The sequence below is a fragment of the Streptomyces sp. NPDC006384 genome, assembly GCF_042870695.1.
Lineage (GTDB): Bacteria > Actinomycetota > Actinomycetes > Streptomycetales > Streptomycetaceae > Streptomyces.
Window position 1 is genome coordinate 176116 of record NZ_JBIAHR010000014.1, and the last position, 22230, is coordinate 198345.

Annotated in this window: 16 protein-coding genes; 11 read left to right on the top strand and 5 right to left on the bottom strand. The window is 73.9% G+C overall.

What is annotated here, in order from left to right; genetic code table 11:
* Positions 1 to 211 precede the first annotated feature (211 nt).
* From ACFYOJ_RS21060 to ACFYOJ_RS21070, 3 genes are all read right to left on the bottom strand, one after another.
* Positions 212 to 859 (bottom strand): GNAT family N-acetyltransferase, encoded by a 648-nt coding sequence (locus tag ACFYOJ_RS21060; RefSeq protein WP_356552632.1) that lies wholly within the window; start codon positions 857 to 859, stop codon positions 212 to 214.
* Positions 860 to 969: 110 nt separating this feature from the next.
* Complete coding sequence (locus tag ACFYOJ_RS21065) at positions 970 to 1743, bottom strand: SDR family oxidoreductase (protein WP_356552631.1); 774 nt, start codon at positions 1741 to 1743, stop codon at positions 970 to 972.
* Between the two features lie 96 nt (positions 1744 to 1839).
* Complete coding sequence (locus ACFYOJ_RS21070; RefSeq protein WP_356552629.1) at positions 1840 to 2508, bottom strand: MOSC domain-containing protein; 669 nt, start codon at positions 2506 to 2508, stop codon at positions 1840 to 1842.
* A gap of 82 nt (positions 2509 to 2590) precedes the next feature.
* Here ACFYOJ_RS21070 and ACFYOJ_RS21075 point away from each other — a divergent pair, with 82 nt between their 5' ends.
* Positions 2591 to 3511 carry a LysR family transcriptional regulator gene (locus tag ACFYOJ_RS21075; RefSeq protein WP_356552628.1) on the top strand — a complete coding sequence of 307 codons (921 nt, stop codon included), beginning with the start codon at positions 2591 to 2593 and terminating at the stop codon, positions 3509 to 3511.
* A gap of 93 nt (positions 3512 to 3604) precedes the next feature.
* Here ACFYOJ_RS21075 and ACFYOJ_RS21080 read toward each other — a convergent pair whose 3' ends face one another.
* A complete protein-coding gene (locus ACFYOJ_RS21080; RefSeq protein WP_356552626.1) occupies positions 3605 to 3952 on the bottom strand; it encodes a WhiB family transcriptional regulator in 348 nt (115 codons plus the stop codon).
* Between the two features lie 378 nt (positions 3953 to 4330).
* Between ACFYOJ_RS21080 and ACFYOJ_RS21085 the strand changes: the two genes are divergently transcribed.
* The 4 genes from ACFYOJ_RS21085 (at position 4331) to ACFYOJ_RS21100 (ending at position 8703) form a co-directional block, all read left to right on the top strand.
* Positions 4331 to 4942 (top strand): response regulator transcription factor, encoded by a 612-nt coding sequence (locus tag ACFYOJ_RS21085; RefSeq protein WP_003948568.1) that lies wholly within the window; start codon positions 4331 to 4333, stop codon positions 4940 to 4942.
* 279 nt (positions 4943 to 5221) lie between these two features.
* Positions 5222 to 5809 carry a sigma-70 family RNA polymerase sigma factor gene (locus tag ACFYOJ_RS21090; protein WP_356552624.1) on the top strand — a complete coding sequence of 196 codons (588 nt, stop codon included), beginning with the start codon at positions 5222 to 5224 and terminating at the stop codon, positions 5807 to 5809.
* 151 nt (positions 5810 to 5960) lie between these two features.
* The gene (gene guaB, locus ACFYOJ_RS21095; RefSeq protein WP_356552622.1) at positions 5961 to 7463 is read left to right on the top strand and encodes an IMP dehydrogenase; all 1503 of its coding nucleotides are present in this window, start codon (positions 5961 to 5963) and stop codon (positions 7461 to 7463) included.
* A 115-nt stretch (positions 7464 to 7578) separates the two neighbouring features.
* The gene (locus tag ACFYOJ_RS21100) at positions 7579 to 8703 is read left to right on the top strand and encodes a GuaB3 family IMP dehydrogenase-related protein (protein ID WP_356552621.1); all 1125 of its coding nucleotides are present in this window, start codon (positions 7579 to 7581) and stop codon (positions 8701 to 8703) included.
* Positions 8704 to 8791: 88 nt separating this feature from the next.
* On the opposite strand, the gene ACFYOJ_RS21105 is transcribed toward ACFYOJ_RS21100, so the two are convergent.
* The gene (locus ACFYOJ_RS21105) at positions 8792 to 10000 is read right to left on the bottom strand and encodes a nucleotide sugar dehydrogenase (RefSeq protein WP_356552619.1); all 1209 of its coding nucleotides are present in this window, start codon (positions 9998 to 10000) and stop codon (positions 8792 to 8794) included.
* A 285-nt stretch (positions 10001 to 10285) separates the two neighbouring features.
* Here ACFYOJ_RS21105 and ACFYOJ_RS21110 point away from each other — a divergent pair, with 285 nt between their 5' ends.
* The 6 genes from ACFYOJ_RS21110 to ACFYOJ_RS21135 all read left to right on the top strand — a co-directional run bounded on the left by ACFYOJ_RS21110 (position 10286) and on the right by ACFYOJ_RS21135 (position 22098).
* Positions 10286 to 11992, top strand: a complete 1707-nt coding sequence (locus ACFYOJ_RS21110) for a glycerol-3-phosphate dehydrogenase/oxidase (RefSeq protein WP_356552618.1) — start codon at positions 10286 to 10288, stop codon at positions 11990 to 11992.
* Positions 11993 to 12279: 287 nt separating this feature from the next.
* Positions 12280 to 14247 (top strand): serine/threonine-protein kinase, encoded by a 1968-nt coding sequence (locus tag ACFYOJ_RS21115; RefSeq protein ID WP_356552616.1) that lies wholly within the window; start codon positions 12280 to 12282, stop codon positions 14245 to 14247.
* Between the two features lie 165 nt (positions 14248 to 14412).
* Positions 14413 to 17055, top strand: coding sequence for a protein kinase (locus tag ACFYOJ_RS21120; protein ID WP_356552614.1), 2643 nt, complete (start codon positions 14413 to 14415; stop codon positions 17053 to 17055).
* A 192-nt stretch (positions 17056 to 17247) separates the two neighbouring features.
* Entirely contained in the window at positions 17248 to 18945 is a 1698-nt protein-coding gene (locus tag ACFYOJ_RS21125) for a serine/threonine-protein kinase (protein WP_356552613.1), read from the top strand.
* A 116-nt stretch (positions 18946 to 19061) separates the two neighbouring features.
* On the top strand, positions 19062 to 20225 hold the full coding sequence (locus ACFYOJ_RS21130) for a serine/threonine-protein kinase (protein ID WP_356552611.1): 1164 nt from the start codon (positions 19062 to 19064) through the stop codon (positions 20223 to 20225).
* Positions 20226 to 20322: 97 nt separating this feature from the next.
* Positions 20323 to 22098: a serine/threonine-protein kinase gene (locus tag ACFYOJ_RS21135; protein ID WP_356552610.1), complete on the top strand. Its 1776-nt coding sequence runs from the start codon at positions 20323 to 20325 to the stop codon at positions 22096 to 22098.
* Positions 22099 to 22230: the final 132 nt, after the last annotated feature.

The window sequence follows — 22230 nt, forward strand, 5'->3', positions numbered from 1 at the left end:
CCCTCGCCGGCCTGCGACCACCCGCACCCTGCGGGCACAGCCACCTGACGTTATGCCGCGCAGGCCCCCGACCAGCACCGAACGAAGCTGGATCACACGTTCGGGTGACGACTCCGCCACGACGGCCGCAGCGGCCTGCCGGACGCCGTCTTCCACCCCACCTCCGGCACGGCCGCAGACCACCCGGGGCGGCCCCCACGCCGCTGTGCGGTCACGCGAGGCCGAACCACGGCAGGCACTCCGTCAGCCCCTCCGTCCCCACGGGAACCGACCGGTGCCGCCGCCACTGTTCCGCGGTGAGACGGAGCCTGCGCAGCACGGCGGGCTCGCCGCGTACGGAGTGGCGTTCGATGCCGTCCTCGCGGTAGCCGAGCTTGCGCGAGACCTTCAGCGAGGCCTCGTTGTCCGCGTACGCCCCGGAAACGGCGTGCTGTGCGCCGAGTCCGGCGAAGGCCAGGTGGAGGACGGCCGCGCGCATCTCGGTCCCCAGGCCCTGATGCTGAAAGTCCCTGCCCGGCCAGGAACCGGTGCCTACCTCCCGGCGGACCGCGAAGTCCCGGGCACCGATGCTCTGCGTGCCGACGACACCTCCGTCTCGCACGGCCACCAGGTTCAGCTCCCACTTCTCCGGCTGCCACTCACCCCAGCAGCGCCAGTGGTACTGCAGGGCACTCCGGGCACGCTGCTCGGGCCCGGCATCGGTCCACGCCACGGCGAACGGCTGCACCGCCGGGTCGTGCACACCACCGGCGGCCAGCGAAGCCAACGCGGCGAGGTCGTCCAGGTCCGGCAACCGCAGCTCCAGGCGCGGCGTGGTCAACCGCAGGCCCGCAAGCGGCCAGTGGGTCAGCAGGGTCATGACCAGGGATTCTTCTCACCCCGAGCCACCACGGCCACCGGTTTTCGTCGAGCTTCCCCGGCCCGGAGCGGGTTGCCCGCGGCCCGTCCCCCTCGCCCCCTCACCGCGGCCTACCGCGGCCCGTACTTCCGCCCCGTCCGTGAGGTGAGTCCGCCCAGCATCCCCCGCGGCACCAGCTTCGCCGCGCCCATCAGGGTCTTGTAGCGCGGGTCGGGGATCGACAGGGACTTGCCGCGGGAGAGGTCGGCGAGGGCCGCCGCCACGACCTTGTCGGCGTCCAGCCACATCCAGTTCGGGATGTTGTCCGTGCCCATCCCGGCCCGCTCGTGGAACTCCGTGCGCACGAAACCGGGGCACAGCGCCATCAGCCGTACGCCGCTGCCCGCCAGGTCCTTCGCCACGCCCTGCGTGAACTGCACGACCCACGCCTTGGAGGCCCCGTAGGTGCCGCGCGGGACGAAGGCCGCGACCGAGGCCACGTTGACCACGCCGCCGCGGCCCCGCGCCCGCATCGCCCCGGCCGCCGCCGAGGTCAGCCGCAGCACCGCCTCGCAGTGCACCTTGAGCATCGTCAGCTCGTCGGCCACGGAGACCTCGAGGAAACGGCCCTTGTTGCCGAAGCCGGCGTTGTTGACCAGCAGGTCGACGGGGTTCCTGCGGTCGTCCAGCCGGGCGGCCACCGCCTCGATGCCCGTGTCCGTCGCCAGGTCGGCCGTCAGCACCTCGGCCTCGACGCCGTGCCGGTCGTGCAGTTCGGTCGCCTGCTCGCGCAGCCGCTCGGTGTCGCGGGCCACCAGCACCAGGTCGTGCCCGTCGGCCGCCAGCCGCCGCGCGAACGCGGCGCCGATGCCAGCCGTCGATCCCGTAATCAATGCCGTTGTCATGACGCAAGGTTATGGGCCCGGGGCGGGCACGCCCGTTTCGCTCACCAGGACTGCCTCTCGTGAAGGAACCGTGCAGAAACCGCTGGTGAGGCAGGGTCAGTTCCCCTGTTCCGCCACATACTTCCGGGCCGTGGCCAGAGCCTTCGGGTGCAGGGCCCCGCCCGCCGCGAGCAGCCGGGGCAGCAGCTCCCGCTCCGTCGTCACCGCCCGGAACTGGAGCGCCACCGTCACCCCGTGGGCGGGCCGGTGCACGATCTCCACCGGGTCGCCCGTCCGTATCTCCCCGGGCTCGATCACCCGCAGGTACGCGCCCGGCGCGCCCTTGGCCGTGAAGCGCCTCACCCACCGCTGTTCACCCAGATGGCCCTGGAAGGTCCGGCAGGGGATCCGGCCGCTGGTGACCTCCAGGACCAGCTCGGGACCGACCCGCCAGCGCTCGCCGATCAGCGCGCCGGTGACGTCCACGCCCGACGTGGTGAGGTTCTCGCCGAACGACCCGTGCGGCAGCGGGCGGCCCAGCTCGCGTTCCCAGTCGTCCATGTCCTCGCGCGCCATGGCGTACACGGCCTGGTCGGTGCCGCCGTGATGGCGGGTGTCGCACACCGCGTCCCCGGCCAGCCCGCTCGCGCCGGTCCCCTTCGGCCCGGGCGCCGTCACCCGGACGGGTCCCTCGGCCGGCCTCTTGTCGATACCGGTGACGCCGTCGGGCTGGTCGGTGTACGGCACGGCCTTCGGACGGCCCAGATTGACTGACAGAAGCTTCATGGACGAAACGGTAGGGCAGGCCTCGTCAAAGCGGCGACGCATTATCCGGCGTCCGGCCAAAGGATCGCTTATCCTCGACGGTGTGATCGAGGCCCGTCATCTCCGCGTGCTGCGCGCCGTGGCATCCACCGGTTCCTTCTCCGCCGCGGGGCGCGAGCTGGGCTGCACCCAGCCCGCCGTCAGCCAGCAGATGAAGGCCCTGGAGGCATCCGTCGGCACCCCCCTGCTGGTGCGCACCGGCCGTGAGATGCGGCTGACCCAGGCCGGTGAGGCGCTGGTGCGACACGCGTCCGGGATCCTCGCCGGGCTGACCGCGGCCGAGGAGGAGGTCGCCGCCATCGCGGGCCTGCGGGCCGGGCGGGTCCGCCTGGTCTCCTTCCCCAGCGGCAGCTCCACCCTCGTCCCCACGGCGCTGGCCGCGCTGCGCGCCGCCCACCCCGGCACCCGGGTCTTCCTGGAGGAGGCCGAGCCGCCGAAGTCCGTGGAGCTGCTGCGCGAGGGCGACTGCGACGTGGCGCTCGCCTTCCGCTACGAAGGGGCGGCGGGTGCGGAGGAGTGGGACGACCTGGTCGTCCGGCCGCTGCTGACCGACCGCCTGGTGGCGCTGGTGCCCGAGCGGCACCGGCTCGCGAGTCCCGGGGCCGGAGGGGCCGTCGCCATCGGCGAGCTGGCCGCGGAGCCGTGGATCGCGGGCTGCCCGCGCTGCCGCGGCCAGCTGGTCGAGGTCTGTGAGGGCGCCGGCTTCACTCCCCGTATCGACTTCGCGACCGACGACTACCCGGCGGTCGTCGGTCTGGTCGGGGCGGGTCTCGGCGTGGCCGTCCTGCCCCAGCTCGCCGTCGAGTCCGTACGGCCCAGGGGGGTGCGCACGGTGACGCTGGAACCGGAGGTGCGGCGGGAGATCGTCGCGCTGACCCTGCCCGACCTGGCCCAGGTGCCGGCGGTGGCGGCGACGCTGGACGAGCTGGCGAGGGCCGCCGCCGGGCAGCCGGCGGTGCGCTGAGCGGCGGGACGCCGGGAAGCCCGGCTCGGAACACCCCCCGGTGTCGCTGTCGGTGATCTATCGCAAAAACGTTCCTTCAGTAACGCGGCAACGTCAGTGAGCCGCAGGTGCAGCGCCCCCGCCGACCGGTGCCGAGGGTGAGGCCGACGCCGTCACCAGGCGGTTGCGCGCCCGTCCCATGAGCTCCTCGCGCTCGTCCTCGGTCAGGCCGCCCCACACGCCGTACGGCTCGCGCACGGCCAGCGCGTGTGCCGCGCACTCGGCGCGGACCGGGCATCTCATGCAGACCTCTTTGGCCGAGTTCTCACGAGCGCTCCGGGCCGCACCGCGTTCGCCCTCCGGATGGAAGAAGAGGGAGCTGTCCACCCCGCGGCAGGCAGCCAGGAGCTGCCAGTCCCACAGGTCCGCGTTCGGTCCGGGAAGGCGGGAGAAATCTGCCATCGTGTGCCCCTTGTGGCCGATCTGGGTGGATCCGGTGTCCACGACCGTACAACTACGGTCTAAGGAGATGAAAATATGACTCATTGCGAATTTAGCCTCAGACACCAGTGAGATGGAAGAAAAGCGGCTAAATGGGGCATCGCTTGTGGGGAAAGGGCGTGGGTCCGCCGCGCATGTCGGCATCGTGAGCGTCCCCTCACATAGAGTGCCGAAGACGACACACAGCCCCGTAACTCTTTCGAGTGACCGTCGTTGAGAGTGCGGAGGCGGTTGAAGGAAAGGTGCTCGGGCGGGCGTCCGGGACGGTCGACCGCACAGGTGAGATTTCGTAACAGCCTGGAGGCTCAACGTGACGCGCATCAGCTGCGGAGGACGGCCATGACTTCCGTCCTCGTCTGCGACGACTCCCCGCTTGCCCGAGAGGCGCTCCGCCGCGCGGTCGCGACCGTGCCCGGCGTCGAGCGTGTGACGACGGCTGCCAACGGCGAGGAAGTACTCCGCCGCTGGGGTGCCGACCGCTCGGACCTGATTCTGATGGACGTGCGCATGCCCGGTCTGGGCGGCGTCGAGACCGTGCGCCGCCTGCTGTCCGCCGACCCCGGCGCGCGCATCATCATGCTCACCGTCGCCGAGGACCTGGACGGCGTGGCCCTCGCGGTCGCCGCCGGCGCCCGCGGCTACCTGCACAAGGACGCCTCGCGCGCCGAGCTGCGCGCCACGGTGACGCAGGCCCTCGCCGACCCGACCTGGCGGCTCGCCCCGCGCCGGCTGCGCTCCGCCGAGATGGGCGCCGCGCCCACGCTCACCGCACGGGAGATCCAGGTCCTGGAGGGCATGAGCCACGGCCGCTCCAACGCGGAGATCGGCCGCGAGCTGTTCCTCTCCGAGGACACCGTCAAAACGCACGCCCGGCGGCTCTTCAAGAAGCTCGGCGCCTCGGACCGGGCGCACGCGGTGGCGCTCGGCTTCCGGTGGGGCCTCGTCCGGTAGGAAACCCTGTGCGGTGGAGCCCCACAGGGCCCGGCGGAGGTGCGCGATTCCCCGCTTACCGCGAGGTGGGCGGGGGTGACAAGCCGACCCGCCGGGAGCCCGCTGCTCGTTTCGCCGCGGATGACGCATCCTTGAGGTGTGGAGTTCCTCGGGGACGAGTCGGTCGAGCGGAAGGGGAGGGCGCAGGGGATGAGTTCCGGCGCACCTGCTCATAACGCTTCGGTGCACAACAACGGGCACGGAGCCACGGATCGGACGGCCGCAAGGCACCATGGACCGATGCGTGACGACGAGGCGGCCCCCGGCCAAGGGACGGTCGGCGGGCTCGTGCACCGCGCCGTCGACGGGGACGAGCAGGCCACTCACGACCTGCTCGCCCATGTCCATCCCCTGGCGCTGCGCTACTGCCGGACACGTCTGTCCCGGCTGCCCGGCGACGCCCGGCACTTCGTCGAGGACCTCGCCCAGGAGGTCTGCGTCGCGGTGCTGCTCGCGCTGCCGCGCTACAAGGACACCGGACGCCCCTTCGAGGCGTTCGTCTTCGCCATCGCCGCCCACAAGGTCGCCGACCTCCAGCGCGCGGCGATGCGGCACCCCGGCTCGACGGCTGTCCCGTCCGACGAGATGCCCGAGCGGCCGGACGACTCGCTCGGCCCGGAGGAGCGGGCGCTGCTGAACAGCGATGCCGCCTGGGCCAAGAAACTGCTGGCCAACCTGCCCGAGAACCAGCGCGAGCTGCTCCTGCTGCGCATCGCCGTCGGGCTCACGGCCGAGGAGACCGGGCAGATGTTGGGAATGTCACCCGGGGCCGTCCGCGTCGCCCAGCACCGGGCGCTGAGCCGCCTGCGGGCCCTGGCGGAGCAGTAGTCCACCGGAGGGACGGGCGGACCGGCCCCCTCGTACAACCCCTCGTACAAAATGACGAACGGTGCGGGCTCTCATGATCGTGGAATGAGCCACCTCCGCTTCCCGTTAGCATGGACATCCGCACCGATCAAGGCCATTTGGGGAAGGTGTCATGACTGCCAACGTCGACGGAGTGCCCGAGAAATTCGCGACACTCGGGCTGACCTACGACGACGTGCTGCTGCTGCCGGGCGCATCAGAGGTGCTCCCCAACGCGGTCGACACCTCGTCCCGCATCTCCCGCAACGTCCGGGTCAACATTCCGCTGCTCTCGGCGGCGATGGACAAGGTGACCGAGTCCCGCATGGCGATCGCCATGGCCCGCCAGGGCGGCGTCGGTGTGCTGCACCGCAACCTCTCCATCGAGGACCAGGTCAACCAGGTCGACCTCGTCAAGAGGTCCGAGTCCGGCATGGTCACCGACCCGATCACGGTGCACCCGGAAGCCACGCTGGCCGAGGCGGACGCCCTGTGCGCCAAGTTCCGCATCAGCGGCGTCCCGGTCACCGACCCGGCCGGCAAGCTGCTCGGCATCGTCACCAACCGGGACATGGCCTTCGAGACCGACCGCGCGCGCCAGGTGCGCGAGGTCATGACGCCGATGCCGCTGGTCACCGGCAAGGTCGGTATCTCCGGTGTGGACGCCATGGAGCTGCTGCGCCGCCACAAGATCGAGAAGCTTCCCCTGGTCGACGACGAGGGCGTCCTCAAGGGCCTCATCACGGTCAAGGACTTCGTCAAGGCCGAGCAGTACCCCCACGCCGCCAAGGACTCCGAGGGCCGTCTGCTGGTCGGCGCCGCCGTCGGTGCCAGCCCCGAGGCGCTGGAGCGCGCCCAGGCCCTGGCCGCGGCGGGCGTGGACTTCCTGGTCGTCGACACCTCGCACGGCCACAACAGCAACGCCCTGAGCTGGATGTCGAAGATCAAGTCCAGTGTCGGCGTGGACGTGATCGGCGGCAACGTCGCCACCCGTGACGGCGCCCAGGCCCTGATCGACGCCGGCGTCGACGGCATCAAGGTCGGCGTCGGCCCCGGCTCGATCTGCACGACCCGCGTCGTCGCCGGCATCGGCGTCCCGCAGGTCACCGCCATCTACGAGGCGTCCCTCGCGGCCCGCGCGGCCGGTGTCCCGCTGATCGGCGACGGCGGCCTGCAGTACTCGGGCGACATCGGCAAGGCGCTGGCCGCCGGTGCCGACACGGTGATGCTCGGCAGCCTGCTCGCGGGCTGCGAGGAGTCCCCGGGCGAGCTGCAGTTCATCAACGGCAAGCAGTTCAAGTCGTACCGCGGCATGGGCTCGCTCGGCGCCATGCAGTCCCGCGGTCAGGGCAGGTCGTACTCGAAGGACCGCTACTTCCAGGCCGAGGTGGCCTCCGACGACAAGCTGGTGCCCGAGGGCATCGAGGGCCAGGTGCCCTACCGCGGCCCGCTGGCCAACGTGCTGCACCAGCTCGTCGGCGGCCTGCGCCAGACCATGGGGTACGTGGGGGCCGCGACGATCGCGGAGATGGAGTCGAAGGGCCGGTTCGTGCGGATCACCTCCGCCGGTCTCAAGGAGAGCCACCCGCACGACATCCAGATGACGGTCGAGGCGCCGAACTACAGCCGCAAGTAGTCACAGAGCCTTCCAGGGCGGTCCCGGACGCGTTCCGGGACCGCCCTCGCCGTGCCCGCAGGGCGCATCGGGGATACTGGAAGGCGCTGCAACGCATCAGGGAAAGGCCACAGACGTGACTGAGATCGAGATCGGGCGCGGCAAGCGCGGCCGCCGGGCGTACGCCTTCGACGACATCGCCGTCGTCCCCAGCCGCCGTACGCGGGACCCGAAGGAGGTCTCGATCGCCTGGCAGATCGACGCCTACCGCTTCGAGCTGCCCTTCCTGGCCGCTCCCATGGACTCGGTCGTCTCCCCGGCCACCGCCATCCGCATCGGCGAGCTGGGCGGCCTCGGCGTCCTGAACCTCGAGGGCCTGTGGACGCGGTACGAGGACCCGCAGCCGCTGCTCGACGAGATCGCCGGCCTGGACGCGGACACCGCGACCCGCCGCCTCCAGGAGATCTACGCCGCCCCCATCAAGGAGGAGCTGATCGGGCAGCGCATCAAGGAGGTCCGCGACTCCGGCGTGGTCACCGCCGCCGCGCTCTCCCCGCAGCGCACCGCCCAGTTCTCCAAGGCGGTCGTGGACGCCGGCGTCGACATCTTCGTCATCCGCGGCACCACCGTCTCGGCGGAGCACGTCTCCGGCGCGCACGAGCCGCTGAACCTGAAGCAGTTCATCTACGAGCTCGACGTGCCCGTCATCGTCGGCGGCTGCGCCACCTACACGGCCGCCCTGCACCTGATGCGCACCGGCGCGGCGGGCGTCCTCGTCGGCTTCGGCGGCGGCGCCGCGCACACCACGCGCAACGTGCTGGGCATCCAGGTGCCCATGGCGACGGCGGTGGCGGACGTGGCGGCGGCCCGCCGCGACTACATGGACGAGTCCGGCGGCCGGTACGTGCACGTGATCGCCGACGGCAGCGTCGGCTGGTCCGGTGACCTGCCCAAGGCCGTCGCCTGCGGCGCCGACGCGGTGATGATGGGCTCCCCGCTGGCCCGCGCGACCGACGCGCCGGGCAAGGGCAACCACTGGGGCATGGAGGCCGTCAACGAGGAGCTGCCGCGCGGCAAGAAGGTCGACCTCGGCACGGTCGGCACCCTCGAGGAGATCCTCACCGGCCCGTCCCACACCCCCGACGGCTCGATGAACTTCTTCGGCGCCCTGCGCCGCGCGATGGCCACGACGGGCTACAGCGAGCTGAAGGAGTTCCAGCGCGTGGAGGTCACCGTCGCGGACTCGCAGCACCGGCGGTAGTCACCCGGACGGCGTACCCGGCGTACAGGCGTCCCGAAGGGGCCCGGAGCGATCGCTCCGGGCCCCTTCGGGTGTCCGGAGGGCTGCTTCACAGCCGGTGCGCCGCCCCCGTGGGCGTGGCGCCCCGGGTGTCCAGCAGCAGCTGGGCCTTGACCGACAGGCCCTGGAGGTCGTAGGTGCGGTGCTGCTGGAGGAGGATCGTCAGGTCGGCTTCGGCGGCGGCCTCGTAGAGGGAGTCGGCGCGGGGGACGGGGCGGCCGGCGACGTTCCAGGACGGGACGTGCGGGTCGTGGTAGCTGACGGCGGCGCCCATCGACACCAGGCGGGTCGCGATCTCGTCGGCCGGAGCGGCCTGCTGGTCGGCGAGGTCGGCCTTGTAGGTGACGCCGAGGAGCAGGACGCGGGCGCCGCGCGCGGACTTGCCGTGCTCGTTGAGCAGGGCGGCGGCGCGCTGGACGACGTAGCGGGGCATCTGGTGGTTGACCTGCTGGGCCAGCTCCACCATGCGCAGGCTGTGCGGGGCCAGGCCGGTCAGGTCCTGGGGGACGGAGTGGCCGCCGACGCCGGGGCCGGGGCGGAACGCCTGGAAACCGAACGGCTTGGTCTCCGCGCAGCGGATGACGTCCCACAGGTCGACGCCGAGGTCGTTGCAGAGCACGGCCATCTCGTTGACCAGGGCGATGTTGACGTGCCGGAAATTGGTCTCCAGGAGCTGGACCGTCTCCGCCTCGCGGGGGCCGCGGGCGCGGACCACCTTGTCGGTGAGGCGGCCGTAGAAGGTGGCGGCCGACTCGGTGCAGGCCGGGGTGAGGCCGCCGATGACCTTCGGGGTGTTGGCCGGGGTGTGGTCGCGGTTGCCCGGGTCGACGCGGCTGGGGGAGTAGGCGAGGTGGAAGTCGCGTCCGGCGCGCAGTCCGGAGCCCTCCTCCAGGAGGGGGCGCAGGAACTCCTCCGTCGTCCCCGGCCGCACGGGCGACTCCAGGATCACCGTGGTGTGCGGGCGCATGTGGGCGGCCAGGGTGCGGGCCGCGGTCTCCACCTGGGTGAGGTCCAGGCCCCCGTCCGGGGCCGGCGGGGTGGGCGCGCAGATCACCGCGGTGCGTACCCGGCCCAGCTCGGCCGGGCCCGCCGCGGTCCGGAAGCCCCCCGAGAGCATCCGGCGCACCTCGGCGGGGGAGAGGGGGCCGGGTTCGGGGCCCGTCTTGTAGCCGAGCGTGGGGACGCCGGCGGTGACGGCGGCCTGGGCCAGGGGCAGGCCGTACGGGCCGAGTCCGATGACGGCGAGATCTGCGGGCATGGCGTGGGCCGTCCTTCCCAGTAACCGAAGCGGGACAGGTGCGCAAGCCCGGTGGACAGGACGGGCGAGCACAACGTCAGACTAGGAGTAAATATGACCGTTATGTGGGATTGGTCGGCCCGTATTCCGGTGAGTGTCGGCGGTGCCCGGCGGGAGGTTGTCCACAGGCCGGGGCGCGTGGTGGCTGAAGTCGGGCAACCCGGTCAGAATCTGGGCATGGGGGGTACACGGGACCGGGCTTCGCCCGACGGGTGCGGCCGACGCGACTGACAGCGGGAGGCAGCGGTGAGGACAGCGACACTCGGGCCGGCACAGCGCGCCGAGGCCCTGGCGGCCATGGCCGAGCGGGAACTGGACGTGCTGGTGGTCGGCGCGGGCGTGGTCGGCGCGGGCACCGCCCTGGACGCCGTGACACGTGGCCTGTCCACTGGTCTGGTCGAGGCGCGCGACTGGGCATCGGGCACCTCCAGCAGGTCCAGCAAGCTGATCCACGGCGGCCTGCGCTATCTGGAGATGCTCGACTTCGCACTCGTACGGGAGGCGCTGAAGGAGCGCGGGCTGCTGCTGGAGAGGCTCGCGCCGCATCTGGTGAAGCCGGTGCCCTTCCTGTACCCGCTGCGGCACAAGGGCTGGGAGCGGCTGTACGCGGGGTCGGGCGTGGCGCTGTACGACGCCATGTCGATGGCCCGCGGGCACGGCCGCGGCCTGCCCCTGCACCGCCACCTGAGCCGGCGTCACGCCCTGCGGGTCGCGCCCGCGTTGAAGAAGGAGGCGCTGGTCGGCGCGCTCCAGTACTACGACGCCCAGATGGACGACGCCCGTTTCGTGACCACCCTGGTGCGCACCGCGGCGGCGTACGGCGCCCCGGTCGCCAACCGGGCACGGGTGACCGGTTTCCTGCGCGAGGGCGAACGCGTGGTCGGCGCGCGCGTCCAGGACGTCGAGGGCGGCGGCGAGTACGAGATCCGCGCCAAGCAGGTGGTGAACGCGACCGGCGTGTGGACCGACGACACCCAGTCGATGGTGGGCGAGCGCGGACAGTTCCACGTCCGGGCCTCCAAGGGCATCCACCTGGTCGTCCCCAAGGACCGCATCCACTCCACCACCGGCCTGATCCTGCGCACCGAGAAGTCCGTGCTGTTCGTCATCCCCTGGGGCCGGCACTGGATCATCGGCACCACCGACACCGACTGGGACCTGGACAAGGCCCATCCGGCCGCCTCCAGCGCGGACATCGACTACCTGCTGGAACACGTCAACTCGGTGCTGGCGGTGCCCCTCACCCGCGACGACGTCGAAGGCGTGTACGCCGGACTGCGCCCGCTGCTGGCCGGCGAGTCCGACGCCACCAGCAAGCTGTCGCGCGAGCACACCGTCGCCCACCCGGTGCCCGGCCTGGTCGTCGTCGCGGGCGGCAAGTACACGACGTACCGGGTGATGGCCAAGGACGCGGTGGACGAGGCGGTGCACGGACTGGACCTGCGGGTCGCGGACTGCGTCACCGAGGAGACCCCGCTGCTCGGTGCCGAGGGCTACCACGCGATGTGGAACGCGCGGGCGCGGATCGCCGCGCGCACCGGCCTGCACGTGGTGCGCGTGGAGCACCTGCTCAACCGGTACGGCTCGCTGGCGGAGGAGGTGCTGGAACTCGTCGCCGCCGACCCCTCGCTCGGCGAGCCGCTGCACGCCGCCGACGACTACCTGCGCGCCGAGGTCGTCTACGCCGCCTCCCACGAGGGCGCCCGCCACCTGGACGACGTACTGACCCGTCGCACCCGTATCTCCATCGAGACGTTCGACCGGGGCACGCGCAGCGCGCGCGAGGCCGCCGAGCTGATGGCGCCGGTGCTGGGCTGGGACGAGGACCGGATCGAACGGGAGGTCCAGCACTACGAGAAGCGGGTCGAGGCCGAGCGGGAGTCGCAGCGCCAGCCGGACGACCTGACGGCGGACGCGGCCCGGCTGGGGGCGCCCGACATCGTGCCGCGGTAGACGGCCGCGCGGGTGTGGCACCGCGAGGCGCGGCCGTGGCGCGGTGGTGTGCGGATGTGGGCGTGGCACGGTGAGGCTCGGGCGCGGCGCGGTGAGCTGTGGTGACGCGCGGTCAGGGAGTCCGCGAGCGCGCGTCCGTGGCCCGGCGGGTGCTCACCGGAAGGGACGCTTCCCCGGGCGGGTGCCCTGCCGGCCGGGAGACGGCCCGAGGGGCACCCTGGGCGTCGGGCGCTCGCCGGGTGAGAGACAATGAAGGCTCTGTCAGGGCGGGTTGCATGAGGGGACGCATGTCGGAGGCGGAGCGGGCGGGGTCATCCCGTACGGACAAGAGCGCACGTCTCCTCGCCGGGCGGTACCGGCTGGGAGACGTGCTCGGCCGCGGCGGCATGGGGACGGTGTGGCGCGCCGAGGACGAGACCCTGGGACGTACGGTCGCCGTCAAGGAGCTGCGGTTCCCGTCGAACATCGACGAGGAGGAGAAGCGGCGCCTGATCACGCGCACGCTGCGCGAGGCCAAGGCGATCGCGCGGATCCGCAACAACAGCGCCGTGACGGTCTACGACGTGGTCGAGGAGGACGACCGGCCGTGGATCGTGATGGAACTCGTCGAGGGCAAGTCGCTCGCCGAGGTCATCCGGGAGGACGGCCTGCTGGACCCGAAGCGCGCCGCCGAGGTCGGCCTCGCCGTCCTCGACGTGCTGCGCTCCGCGCACCGCGAGGGCATCCTGCACCGTGACGTGAAGCCGTCGAACGTCCTGATCGCCGAGGACGGCCGGGTCGTGCTCACCGACTTCGGCATCGCCCAGGTCGAGGGCGACCCGTCCATCACCTCCACCGGCATGCTCGTCGGCGCCCCCTCCTACATCTCCCCCGAGCGCGCCCGCGGCCACAAGCCCGGCCCGGCCGCCGACCTCTGGTCGCTCGGCGGCCTGCTGTACGCGGCGGTCGAGGGCACCCCGCCCTACGACAAGGGTTCCGCGATCGCCACGCTCACCGCGGTGATGACGGAGGAGCTGGAGGAGCCGAAGAACGCCGGCCCGCTGCGGGACGTCATCCACGGGCTGCTCACCAAGGACCCGGACCGGCGGCTCGATGACGCGGGCGCCCGCGCGATGCTGACCGAGGTGATCCACGCGCCCGCCGGAGGCGCGGCCGGGGCCGAGCCGCTGGAGGCCACCAAGGTCGTACCGCTGCCGGCCCAGTCGGACGAGCGGTCCCGGCGGGGCGGCGCCTCGTCCGGCACCGCGGGCAAGCGGGCCGAGGAGGCAGGGGAGCGGCTGCGCGGAGCGCTGCGTTCCGTGCGCAAGTCCGCCGCCGGCGCGGGTGCCGCGGCGGCAGCCTCCCGGACCGAGCCGGGCACGGGCGGCCGGGCCGGTTCGGGGTCCGCCTCCGCCGCCGCGCCCGTCGCCTCCGGCCCCGTCGGCTCCGGGGGTGCCGGTGCTTCCGGTGCTTCCGGTGCGCAGGCGGGCGGCCGGAGTTCCGGCTGGCCCGTCATGACACCGCCGGACCTGCCGTCCCGGCCCGTGCCCCGCGCGCCGCTCACCGACGTGGTGCCGAAGCGCACGCTGGTCGTCATCGCGGTGGTCGTCGCCCTCGCCGTGCTCGGCACCGTGCTCGCCCTCACCCTCGGCGGCGATGACGACGACGGCAGGAGCGCGGGCGGCTCCACCACGGCCACCGCCTCCGCCGGCGGCGGCAGCTCCGAGCAGGGCGAGTCCGACGGGAACCGGACCGACGGATCCGCCTCGGCGCCGGCGACGGACACCGCCACGGACGGCGCGAGCGCCTCCGCCTCCGCCGGCGGAGGCGAGAAGGAGAACGACGGCGCGGTCACCGTCCACCGGAGCGCCCAGGGCTACACCATCGGCCTGCCCGAGGGCTGGAAGCGCGCGTCCACGGGTTCCGCGGGCGACCGGTTCACCGGGCCCGGCGGGCAGAAGCTGCTGGTGGACTGGACATCCGAGCCCAAGGCCGACCCGGTCAAGGACTGGAACAACCAGGAGCGGTACATGGTCCGCTCCCAGTACAAGAAGATCCGTATCGAGAAGGTGGGCTACCGCGGCTGGAACGCGGCCGACTGGGAGTTCACCTACGTGGACGGCGGGACCACCTACCGGACCGTCGACCGGGGATTCGTCGTCGACGACCGCCAGGGCTACGCGCTCATGTACACGGCCAGGGCGGACGACTGGGACAGCGACCTGCGCCGGGACACCTGGCGCACCCTGACGAAGACCTTCACGCCCAAGTCCTGATCCCCGCCGCCCGGTTCGGACGGCCCGATATCCGGCATCCCCTCTTTGCGGGTTGCCTCCGGCACGTATCGTGAGTGGCTGCGGACCGTACGCAGCCGGAACGGACCGCGAGGGGAACGGAACTGACCGACCGGTACCGGGGACCGGACTGCCGGGGGAGGCAACGTGGACGACTACGCGGGTCGGATACTCGCCGACCGCTACCGCCTGCCGCTGCCGCCGTCCGACGAGTACGAGCTGACCGAGAGCCGGGCCTTCGACACCTACAGCGGTCAGGAGGTCATGGTCCGGCAGGTGCCGTTGCCCGAGGTCGTCGAGGCGGAGGTGCTCGACGCGGACGGACTGCCCGACGGCTTCGCGGCCCGTGACGCCGGTGCCGGACGCTCCGGAACCCGCCCGTCGGCGTCCCGCGGCGGTCCGCGCCGTCCGGCCGACCCGGTGGTCCGGCGTGCCGTCGAGGCCGCGCAGGCGGCGGCCGCCGTACCCGACCATCCGCGTCTCGACCAGGTCTTCGACGTCTTCGCCGAGGGCGGCTCCCTGTGGGTCGTCAGCGAACTGGTGGCCGCGAGGCCGCTGGCCGCGCTGCTCGCCGAGGAGCCGCTGACCCCGTACCGGGCAGCCGAGGTCGCCTCCGACGTCCTCATGGCGCTGCGGGTGCTGCACGGCCACGGCTGGGTGCACCGCAACATCACCGCCCGCACGGTCCTCGTCTGCGACGACGGGCGCGTGATGCTGACCGGCCTGGCGGTGGGGGCGGCCGAGGAAGCGCTGTGCGGGTACGACCCGGTCCCCGCCACGGAGGGCGAGGCGGACGGGGGCGAGGCGGCCTTCGGCGGTGCGCCGGACGGGGGCGGGACCGGGGCTTCCGGGAATCCCGGGCTTTCGGGGCTTTCCGGGCAAGGCGGTGCCGGGGCCGGTGCGTCGGGCGTCGGGCTTCCCGGGCCCGCTACGGGCGTGTCCGGCGGCGGTGACCCCGAGGCCGCGCGACGGGCCGCCATCGAGGCGCGCGGTGAACGCGGGCTCCCCGCGACCGGTCCCCACAGCCCCCGCGGGCTGCCCGCCGGATTCACCCCCGCGCCGCCCGGCACCGGCGGCGACATCCGGGCCGCCCGCGCCGGGGCCATCGCCGCCTACCGCGCCGGCGCCCGTGCCGCGGCCCGCGTCCAGGAGGCGCAGAACGGCCACGCGGCCCTGCCCGGCGCCCGCCCCGCCCCCGACGACACCACCGGCACCACCGGCGGCCGGATCCGCGCCGACGGCCCCGGCGCGTCGTCCGCGCCGCCCGGACAGATCACCGACCCCTACGGAGTCCGCACGGCCCCGTGGCACGGCGCCACCCCTCGCACGGCCGGCGCCCCGGGGCCCGGCACCGCGTCCCCGTCGGGCGACCGCACGCAGGCCCCCCGCCCCGCGGGCCCGGGGAGCCCGGCGGCCGACGCCCGGGACACCCCGGCTCCCGGTGCCGCCGCCCCGGGTGGCGGCCGCCCGGCCGCGGGTGGCTGGGACGGTCCGGCCGCCCGCCACCCCGTACGGCGCGGGCCGGCCACCGCTCTCGCCGCCGAGCGGGCGCGGCAGACCCGGATGGCCGTGGTCGGCCCGGTGACCGAACGCTGGGCACCGGAGCAGGCCGGGCCGGTGCACGAGAACTGGCAGCTGGCCGCGCCCATCGGCCCCGCGACCGACCTGTGGGCGTTGGGCGCGCTGCTCTTCCGCGCCGTACAGGGGCACGCGCCCTACCCGGAGGAGTCGACCGCCGAGCTGGTGCAGATCGTGTGCGCGGAGCCACCGGCGTTCGCCGAGGAGTGCGGGCCGCTGCGCCCGGTCGTGGAGTCGCTGCTGCGCCAGGACCCCACCGAGCGCATCGACTTCGAGGAACTGAGCGGCTGGCTGCGCTCCCTGGTACGGTCCGCGCCCGAGCCCGACGCGGGACTGCACGTCGTCCCGGCCCCGCCCGCCGACACCGGCCGGCTGCCCATCGTGCGCCGCCGGGGCGAGCTGGTGCGCAGGCGCCGGGCCACGCTGCCCGCACACCACGGACGGCACAAGAGGGCCCGCCGGGAACAGGAGCGCTCACCGCGCAGCCTCGGCCGGACCCTGCTCCTGCTGATCCTGCTCGCCCTGGCCGCCGCCATCGCGTACGCCGTGTTCCTCATGCCGAAGAGCGACACCGGCGGGTCCGGACCGACCGGCAGGACCGGGACCGCCGCCGAGGCGAGCCGGGCGCCGGCCGAACGGTCGCCCGGGGCCGGTGGCGAGCCCCGGCCCGGGCAGTCCTCCCCGAAGGCGTCAGCGGGCGGAGCCAGCCCCTCGGAGCCGGCCGGATCCGCCGGGACGCAGACCACCGTGCCCGGCGTCGCCGACGGGTTCGCGCTGCGCAAGGACCCGGAGGGCTTCCGCGTCGCCGTCGCCGAGGGCTGGACCCGCACCCCGCGCAACGGCAGCGGACAAGTCGTCTACTCCAAGGGCGACTTCGAGCTCGTCGTCGTGCCCGGCCGGGACGGCGCGGACGAGCACGGCACCGACCCGCTGGCCTACCAGCGCGACAGCGAACCCGAGTTGGCGCCCTACCGCGCCTCCAGCTGGGCCACCGCGGGCGGGCTGAAGCGCATCGACGTGGGCGGACGCGCCATGGCCGAGGGGCAGTTCACCTGGACCGGTGCCCAAGGAGGCGAGCGGTACGTGCGCAACCTCGCGATGCTCATCGACGGGCGCTACCACGTGGTGCAGGTACGCGGCCCCGAGACGGAGCGCGACGAGGTGACCCGGCTCTTCGAACAGGCCTCGGCGACCTACCAGTACACGGGCTGACGGCACTTGGGGCGGACGGGGGACCACGCGCGTGCCCGCCGGACGACGCGGTGACCGCCCCGGTGGTTGCCTCCCGGCGCGGGAAGCGACAACCGTCACAGAGCGGCCTCCGGGCCGCCCCACCCGTTCCCCGGACGGGATCCGGTCCCTAGTCTGACCTTGACAAGACCATTGCGGGGCAACGTGAATCAGATGCAGGGCCGGCTCGTGGCGGGCCGTTACCGGCTCGGCGAGTCCATCGGCAGCGGCGGCATGGGCCGGGTGTGGCGGGCCCACGACGAGGTGCTCCACCGCACCGTCGCCGTCAAGGAGTTGACCGCCGCGCTGTACGTCTCCGAGAGCGACCAGGCCGTTCTGCTGGCGCGCACCCGGAGCGAGGCGCGCGCGGCGGCGCGGATCAACCACTCGGCCGTCGTCACCGTGCACGACGTCCTCGAACACGACGGCCGGCCGTGGATCGTGATGGAGCTGGTCGAGGGCCGCTCCCTGGCCGACGCCGTCAAGGAGAACGGACGGGTCGAGCCGCGGGAGGCGGCCCGGGTCGGCCTGTGGGTGCTGCGCGCCCTGCGCGCCGCGCACACCGCCGGGGTCCTGCACCGCGACGTCAAGCCCGGCAACGTCCTGCTCGCCGACGACGGCCGGGTGCTGCTCACCGACTTCGGCATCGCCCAGATCGAGGGCGACAGCACCATCACCCGCACCGGCGAGGTCGTCGGCTCCGTCGACTACCTGGCGCCCGAGCGGGTGCGCGGCCACGATCCGGGACCCGCCTCCGACCTGTGGGCGCTCGGCGCGACGCTCTACACCGCGGTGGAGGGCAGGTCGCCGTTCCGCCGCACCTCGCCGCTGACCACCATGCAGGCGGTCGTCGAGGAGGAGGCCGACGACCCCCTGTACGCCGGCCCGCTCGCGCCCGTCATCAGCGCCCTGCTGCGCAAGGATCCGGCCGACCGGCCCGGCGTGACCGAGACCGAGCAGCTGCTCGCCGAGGCGGCCGAGGGCCGGCGCCCGGACGCGGCCCAGGCGTACGTCCCGACGCGGTACACGGGCACCGGACACGGCCCGGCCCGCCCGGCCGACCCGGGGCACTCCGGCACGGCGGCCGCGCAGACGCCGTACCCGCCCGTGAACGGACCCACCGCGAACGGCGGCACGCCCCCCATGGGCCACCCCCCGGCGGCCGGCGCGCCCGCCCGCCCGCGCCGCCGCCTGCGGACACTCGCCCTGGTGGTCGCGGTGGCCGCCCTGGTCGGCGGCGGCACCGCCGCGGTGCTGCAGACGCAGGACAAGGACGGGGGGACGGGACCCGGTGCCGCCGCGGGCCCGTCGCCCGGCCCCTCCGCCCCGGCGTCCGTCCCGGCGTCCCCCTCTGCCTCGGCGTCCTCCGGGGAGGAGAGTCCCACCGGGTCCGTCCCGGCCGGCTGGGAGCGCCATAACGACCCGCTGGGTTTCAGCCTCTCCCTGCCCCCGGGCTGGGAGCGGCAGGAGCTCGAGGGCGGCGGCACCCTGCGGCAGGTCGACTACACCCCCGACGGCGGCCACCACTTCGTACGCATAGCCGTGGACACCGCGCCCGACTTCGACGACCCCTACGCCCACCAGCTCGACCTGGAGCAGCAGCTCCAACGGCTCGTCGACTACCGGCGCCTGACGCTCGAACGCTCCACCTACCGCGACCGCGCCAGCGCCCGGTGGGAGTACACCTGGACGGCGTTGGCCAAGGACCCGCCCTACGTCGCCGGGCCGCGCCGCGCGGTCGAGGAGATGTACATGTCCCGGGACGGCGTCGAGTACGTCATCTACATGGCCGCGCCCGCGCAGGACTGGCCACAGGCGAGCGACCGCTTCGACGCCGTGCTGCGCAGCTGGCAGGAGAAGCCGGCCCCCTGACACCTGCCGCACGCATGTGCGAGAGCGGGCCGGCAGCGCCCGTGCGCCCGTCGGTTGTCGGCCATGCGCCGTCCGGCGCCCCGAGTCGGCGCGTTCGTGTGGGGCATGATGGGCGCATGATGACCGAGGGGGCGGGCGGGCGTGTCATCGCGGGCCGTTACCGGCTCCACGAGCGGCTCGGCCGCGGTGGCATGGGCATCGTGTGGCGGGCGACCGACCAGCTCCTCGGCCGGGAGGTGGCCGTCAAGGCGCTGCCCCGTGACGACACGCTCTCCGCGGCCGAGGCACGGCGGCGCCGCGAGCGCACTCTGCGGGAGGCGCGCGCGGTCGCCCAGTTGCGGCATCCGCACGTCATCGTCGTCCACGACGTCGTCGAGGACCAGGAACGGGCGTACATGGTCATGGAACTGGTCGACGGCGGCTCGCTCGCCGACCGGGTCCTCTCCCACGGTCCCGTCGACGCCCCCGAGGCCGCCCGGATCGGCGTCGCCCTGCTCGAGGCGCTGAGCACCGCGCACGCGGCCGGGATCCTGCACCGGGACGTGAAACCCTCCAACGTGCTGGTCGCCGACGACGGCCGGGTCGTCCTCACCGACTTCGGCGTCGCCCAGGTCGCGGGCTCCACCACGCTCACCGAGACCGGTACCTTCGTCGGCTCGCCCGAGTACACCGCCCCCGAGCGGATGTCCGGGGCCGGTGCCGGGCCGGAGTCCGACCTGTGGTCGCTGGGCGTGCTGCTGTGCGCGATCGTCAGCGGCGTCTCGCCCTTCCACCGCGACTCGCTGGGCGGCATCCTGCACGCCGTGGTCTCCGAGGAGATCCGGCCGCCCGAGCAGGCCGCGCCGCTCCTGCCCGTCGTACGGGGCCTGCTGGAACGCGATCCGGCACGGCGGATGGACGCCGCGGAGGCGGAACGGCTGCTCCGCGCCTACCTGGACACCGGCCGCACGCCCGCGCCGTACGGCACCGGCGGGCCGCGGTACTCCACGCGGGGCGTCCTCCTGGCGGCGCTGCTCGTCGCCGCGGCGGCCGGCGCGGGCGTCTCGGCGGTGCTGCTCGCGGACGACGGCGGCGACGGGGGCGGAGGCGGCGCGCCGACGGCCTCCGTGCCCGGCACACCGCCGTCGGCGTCCCCGCCCGCCTCCTCGCCGGGACTCGGGCCCGTGCCCTCCTCGGGCGCCCCCGGGGAGGGCACCGGGGTGCCCACCGCGACGGTGACCGTGACCCGGCAGGCGTCCGGGCCGGCGACGGCGCCGGGACCGGCGGACACGCCCCGGTAGGGGCCCGGACAGGGGAAGTGCGCCGGCGCGTCACGGGTTGGTGACCACGTTCCCCGGGCGGTGGATGCCGGGGGGCGTGACGCGATATGGATGGTTCATGAGTCACGACGGGGGACGCAGGGGCATGTCCGGCGAGCCGACGAGTTTCGAGCTGCAACCGCCGCGTCCGCGTCCGCATCCGCCTGCCGCGGTACCGCACCCCGGCAACCCGTACGCGGTCCCCGCCCAGGCCGCACCGGCCCCCGCGCCGGCTGCCGCGCACCCCGCGCCGGCCCCCGGGCAGCCCGTGCCGCCCTCCGCGCAGGACGCGCACCCCGCGCCGGCCCCCGCGCCGGCCCCCGCGCCGGCCCCCGCGCCGGCGCGCGCGGACGTCCGGGAGCCGGGCGCCGGACGGCTGATCGCGGGCCGGTACCGGCTGATCGCCAAGCTCGGACACGGCGGCATGGGCACCGTGTGGCGGGCGAAGGACGAGACCGTGGACCGCGAGGTCGCCGTCAAGGAACCCCGCGTACCCGACCACCTCCCCGAGCACGAGCGGGACAAGGTCTTCGAGCGGATGCGGCGCGAGGCGCGCGCCGCGGCCCGGCTCGACCACCCGGCCGTGGTCGGCGTGTACGACGTCGCGGTGGTGGACGGCCGGCCCTGGATCGTGATGGAGCTGGTACGGGGCCGTTCGCTGGGCGACGCGTTGCAGGAAGGCACGCTGGAGACGCGCGAGGCCGCCCGGATCGGCCTGGAGGTGCTCGGCGCGCTGGAGGCCGCGCACGCGGCGGGCGTCCTGCACCGGGACGTGAAACCGGACAACGTGCTGCTCGGCCGGTACGGCCGGGTCGTCCTCACCGACTTCGGCATCGCGCAGACCGAGGGCGAGACCAGACTGACCGACACCGGCGGTTTCGTCGGCTCGCCCGAGTACATCGCCCCGGAGCGGGTGCTGGGCCGGCGGCCCGGCCCGGCGAGCGACCTGTGGTCGCTGGGTGTGGTGCTGTACGCGGCGACGGAGGGCGTCTCGCCGTTCCGCCGCAGCAACACCCCGGCCACCCTCCAGTCGGTGCTCAACGCCGCGCCGGCGCCGCCCGCCGCCGCGCGGGGACCGCTCGCCGAGGTGATCACGGGCCTGCTGGACAAGGACCCGGAGCGCCGCCCGGACGCCGCCCGGGTACGTGCCCTGCTGGAGGCCGCCGCCGCCCCGCCCGCGCCGCAGCCCACCCGGGTGGTCACACGGACCGGCCCGGGCGGCCGGGGTGTGCGCCCGGGGCGCGGGGTGTGGATCACGCTCGGCGCGGTGGCCGTCGCCGCGGCGGTGGGGGCGTACCTGCTGGTCGCGGACCCGTTCGCGGGCCCGCTGCCGAAGGGCTGGGAGAAGCGGACGCTCGGCGGCAAGGCCGGCATGTCCGTCGCCGTGCCGTCCGCGTTCGTCCGGCAGAAGCACGAGGCGGACGAGGAGTGGGACGGCACCGACGAGACGTTCACGGACCCGAGCGGCGCGGTGACGGTCCAGGTGGACCGGGACATCAAGAAGGACGACAAGGACGGCAGGATCCCGGCCACCGCGGCGGCCGCGGCGTGGGCGGAGTGGGACACGCTCAAGGACGGCGACTACTCCCGGGACATCGCCGACGAGCCCGCGCCCAGGGGCGAGCCGGGCGAGACCGAGTACCGGGGCCGCAAGGCCGCCGAGAACGTCATCACCTACACGACGGAGGACCTCCAGAACCCCCGCCGACGCGAGCTGCACATCGTGTACTACCGGGCGGACGACGGCGACATGTACCGGCTGATGATCGACTACCCGCACAACGGCTACTTCGCCGACGAGGGCCGCGAGATCGCCCGGACGGTCATCGACAACTGGGAGGTCGACCGGCTCTGACCGCGGGCCCCGGCGGGCGGGCCCGTCCGCCCCGGGCAACGCGCTGATCAGCACGTTCGTTGCCAGCGATCGCTGGCGGCGTGTGAGTACTCCGTGAATCCTCGTTACCCACGGGTACACAAAGCCCGTCCG

Excerpts from the sequence above, each read along its gene's own strand:
- ACFYOJ_RS21060 (WP_356552632.1), bottom strand. The coding sequence starts at position 859 with ATGACCCTGCTGACCCACTGGCCGCTTGCGGGCCTGCGGTTGACCACG.
- ACFYOJ_RS21065 (WP_356552631.1), bottom strand. The coding sequence starts at position 1,743 with ATGACAACGGCATTGATTACGGGATCGACGGCTGGCATCGGCGCCGCG.
- ACFYOJ_RS21070 (WP_356552629.1), bottom strand. The coding sequence starts at position 2,508 with ATGAAGCTTCTGTCAGTCAATCTGGGCCGTCCGAAGGCCGTGCCGTAC.
- ACFYOJ_RS21080 (WP_356552626.1), bottom strand. The coding sequence starts at position 3,952 with ATGGCAGATTTCTCCCGCCTTCCCGGACCGAACGCGGACCTGTGGGAC.
- ACFYOJ_RS21085 (WP_003948568.1), top strand. The coding sequence starts at position 4,331 with ATGACTTCCGTCCTCGTCTGCGACGACTCCCCGCTTGCCCGAGAGGCG.
- ACFYOJ_RS21090 (WP_356552624.1), top strand. The coding sequence starts at position 5,222 with ATGCGTGACGACGAGGCGGCCCCCGGCCAAGGGACGGTCGGCGGGCTC.
- guaB (WP_356552622.1), top strand. The coding sequence starts at position 5,961 with ATGACTGCCAACGTCGACGGAGTGCCCGAGAAATTCGCGACACTCGGG.
- ACFYOJ_RS21105 (WP_356552619.1), bottom strand. The coding sequence starts at position 10,000 with ATGCCCGCAGATCTCGCCGTCATCGGACTCGGCCCGTACGGCCTGCCC.
- ACFYOJ_RS21115 (WP_356552616.1), top strand. The coding sequence starts at position 12,280 with ATGTCGGAGGCGGAGCGGGCGGGGTCATCCCGTACGGACAAGAGCGCA.
- ACFYOJ_RS21125 (WP_356552613.1), top strand. The coding sequence starts at position 17,248 with ATGCAGGGCCGGCTCGTGGCGGGCCGTTACCGGCTCGGCGAGTCCATC.
- ACFYOJ_RS21130 (WP_356552611.1), top strand. The coding sequence starts at position 19,062 with ATGATGACCGAGGGGGCGGGCGGGCGTGTCATCGCGGGCCGTTACCGG.
- ACFYOJ_RS21135 (WP_356552610.1), top strand. The coding sequence starts at position 20,323 with ATGAGTCACGACGGGGGACGCAGGGGCATGTCCGGCGAGCCGACGAGT.